At 64.5% G+C, this 3207-nt stretch carries 5 protein-coding genes; 3 read left to right on the forward strand and 2 right to left on the reverse strand.

Annotated features, from left to right (window positions below; translation table 11 throughout):
- The first annotated feature begins 9 nt into the window (after positions 1–9).
- From GNZ13_RS02305 to GNZ13_RS02315, 3 genes are all read left to right on the forward strand, one after another.
- Positions 10–543, forward strand: a complete 534-nt coding sequence (locus tag GNZ13_RS02305) for a phosphatidylglycerophosphatase A family protein (RefSeq protein ID WP_328807162.1) — start codon at positions 10–12, stop codon at positions 541–543.
- Positions 544–627: 84 nt separating this feature from the next.
- The gene (locus GNZ13_RS02310) at positions 628–1128 is read left to right on the forward strand and encodes a CinA family protein (protein ID WP_169491217.1); all 501 of its coding nucleotides are present in this window, start codon (positions 628–630) and stop codon (positions 1126–1128) included.
- A 65-nt stretch (positions 1129–1193) separates the two neighbouring features.
- Positions 1194–1715 (forward strand): cupin domain-containing protein, encoded by a 522-nt coding sequence (locus GNZ13_RS02315; protein WP_172160125.1) that lies wholly within the window; start codon positions 1194–1196, stop codon positions 1713–1715.
- 16 nt (positions 1716–1731) lie between these two features.
- Here GNZ13_RS02315 and pyrF read toward each other — a convergent pair whose 3' ends face one another.
- A complete protein-coding gene (pyrF, locus tag GNZ13_RS02320) occupies positions 1732–2547 on the reverse strand; it encodes an orotidine-5'-phosphate decarboxylase (protein ID WP_172160127.1) in 816 nt (271 codons plus the stop codon).
- A 136-nt stretch (positions 2548–2683) separates the two neighbouring features.
- On the reverse strand, positions 2684–3207 hold a 524-nt coding region (locus tag GNZ13_RS02325), incomplete at its 5' end, for an aldose epimerase family protein (protein ID WP_456238721.1).

Raw genomic sequence — 3207 nt, forward strand, 5'->3', positions numbered from 1 at the left:
GACGATCTCATCGGCAAACCGCAGCCGAACGCGTCCGGCCCGCGCGAGCCGCGTCCTCAGCCGCGCCGCGCCACCGCGCGCTTCATGCTGTCGCATCCGCTGCACATTCTGTCGCTGGGTTTTGGCAGCGGCTTGTCGCCGGTGGCGCCAGGCACGATCGGCACGCTGTTCGCATGGGCATCGTTCGCCGTTCTGAGCCGTTATCTGACCGTGATCGAGTGGGGCGTGCTGATCGTCGCCGGCTTTTTCGGCGGCATTGCGATTTGCGGCTTTACCGCGAAGAAGCTGGGCACCGACGATCCGTCGCCAGTCGTCTGTGACGAAATCGTCGCGTTCTGGCTGGTGCTGCTGATGGTCACGCCGGTCACGCTGACCGGGCAGCTCTGGGCGTTCATCGTGTTCCGCTTCTTCGACATGGTGAAACCGCCGCCGATCGGCTATTTCGACCGCCGACTGAAAGGTGGATTTGGCATCATGTTCGATGACCTGGTCGCCGCGTTTTTCACGCTGCTCGTGATTGCGCTCTGGCGCATGTCGGTTTAACCGTTGTCGTTGGCCGGCGCCGGCTAACCGCTACCGCCGGCCGGCCGCCTCCCGCAGCAGATCGCCGTTTTCCGGATTGACGCCATGCCTACCGATTCCGTGGTTCACCAGCTCGCGATTCGCGTGAGCAACCGCCTGCGCGACGAGCGCCTGATGCTCGTCACCGCCGAATCCTGCACGGGCGGCATGGTAGCGACCGCGATCACCGATATTTCCGGCAGCAGCGGCTGGTTCGAGCGCGGCTTCGTCACGTATTCGAATCAGGCGAAGTCCGAAATGATCGGCGTACCGGCCGACCTGATCGACAAGCACGGCGCGGTCAGCGAGCAAGTGGCACGCGCGATGGCCGAGGGCGCGCTGCGCAACAGTCGCGCGCAGGTGTCGGTATCGATTACCGGCGTCGCCGGCCCGGGCGGCGGCACTGAAACCAAGCCGGTGGGCATGGTGTCGTTCGGCTGGAGCAATCGGCTGCATACGTCGGTGGAAACCAAGGTCTTCAAGGGCGACCGCGAGAAAATCCGCGTGCAGGCCGCCGCACACGCGTTGCGCGGCGTGCTGGCCCTGCTCGACGAGCGTGAACATTAACGTTCGGTTAATGTCCGTTTAACGTCCAATTAACGTCCGGTTCAAAACCTGAGGCGCCGCCCACGATGCCCAACACGTCCACTTCGCCCGCAGCCAAAGACGAGTTGATTCGCCGCTTCGATCTGAAGCCGCATCCGGAAGGTGGATTTTTCAGCGAGACGTATCGGTCCGCGGAGGCTGTCCGCCGCGATGACGGTTCAACGCAGACGCGCTCGGCGTCCACTGCGATTTATTACCTGCTCTGCGATGGCGCGCATTCGGCGTGGCATCGAATCAAGTCCGACGAGGTCTGGCATTTCTATGCCGGCGAGCCCTTGAACGTCCACGTACTCGACGAAGCGGGCTCCCTGATTACGCACAAGTTGGGCAATGCGCTGACGCATCCGGATGCCGTGTTTCAGGCGGTGGTGCCCGCCGGTCGGTGGTTTGCCGCGGAATGCGCGGACCCGGCGACGTTCGCGCTGGTGGGTTGCACGGTGGCGCCGGGGTTTGAATTCAGCGAGTTCGAGTTGGCGGATGTTAATGCGCAGAAAGCGCAACATCCGCAGCACGCGGCGTTTATCGAGCGGCTGGGGCCAGTTACCTGACTGGCCTCACCCTCCATCACCGGAACGCATTAATCCGGTCACGCGTTTCCATCGCGGCCTTAGCTGCGGCCTCGGCGAAATCGTCGTCCTTGCCGGCGTAGATAATCGCCCGCGACGAGTTGATCAGCATGCCCGTACCGTTCGCTGTGCGGCCAGCGTTGACCGTCGCCTGAACATCGCCGCCTTGCGCGCCAATGCCCGGAATCAACAGCGGCATATCGCCGACAATTCCACGCACCACTTCGATTTCCTTCGGGAAGGTCGCGCCAACCACGAGACCCAGTTGGCCGCTCGCGTTCCATTTGTCCGCCGCCAGCTGTGCGACGACCTGATACAGCGGACGCCCGCCCGTCTCCAGAAACTGCAGATCCGAGCCGCCCGCGTTCGAGGTCCGGCACAACACAATCACGCCCTTGCCTGCGTGCTCCAGATACGGCTCGATCGAGTCGAAACCCATATACGGATTCACCGTCACCGCATCCGCCTGATAGCGCTCGAACGCCTCGCGAGCGTACTGCTCGGCGGTGCTGCCGATGTCGCCACGCTTCGCGTCCAGAATCACCGGCAAGCCCGGATGGTTCGCATGAATGTGCGCGATCAACTGCTCGAGTTGGTCTTCCGCGCGATGGGCTGCGAAGTATGCGATCTGCGGCTTGAACGACGACGCATACGGCGCGGCCGCATCGACGATGGTGCGGCAGAAGTCGAAAATCGCCTCGGGACGGCCCGCGAGCGCGCCCGGGAATTTGCTGGGCTCGGGATCGAGGCCGACGCACAGCAGCGAGTTCGTGCGCTGCCAGGCGTCGTTGAGTGTCTGGATGAAATTGGACATGGTGAGTCTCGCGGCGAGCCGATAACGGAAGAGGCGCGTATTTTACCCGTCCTGCGCGGCAAGCCGCGGCCACGCGTCATACCGGCTCGGGCCGGGGCGAGACGGGTGCGCCGTGCCGCTCCGCCCTGCTCGCCGGCTACTGCCGCCGCCGCGACCCACGCGCACCCGGCATCGAGCGCAAACCCGTGCGCTCGACGGTGAAGCGGAACGTGCGTGTCAGGCGCTCGCCGCGTCCCAGCATCGTCATGCCGTTCTCGCTCGCGCCGCCCGCCAGATTCATCGCGTTGATCGGATGATCGACCGGCTCGAAGCAGAAGAAGTCTTCGCCCGGTGGTGTGTACAGCACGTAGTAGTCGGTGTCGGCAGCGATATTCAGCGACAGGCGCCGCTTCGGCCACACCACCGCCGCCTGCCCGCTCCAGCCCGTGAACGCGTGATTGACGATGGCTTCCGGCAGCGGATACGCCACGCCGAATTGCCACGCGGGTGGCGCCGGCACGTGACGCACCGGCAGCCAGTCATCGCCGGAGAGCCACAGGCCGCCGGCCGCTGCCGACAGTTCGGTGTCCGCGTCACGCACGAAAAATGGATGCACGCCCAGCCCGAAAGGCAGCGCCTCGCGGCCGGCATTTTCGATTTCCAGCGTGATAACGAGCGTGG

This window comes from Paraburkholderia elongata, assembly GCF_013177735.1.
Taxonomy (GTDB): domain Bacteria; phylum Pseudomonadota; class Gammaproteobacteria; order Burkholderiales; family Burkholderiaceae; genus Paraburkholderia; species Paraburkholderia elongata.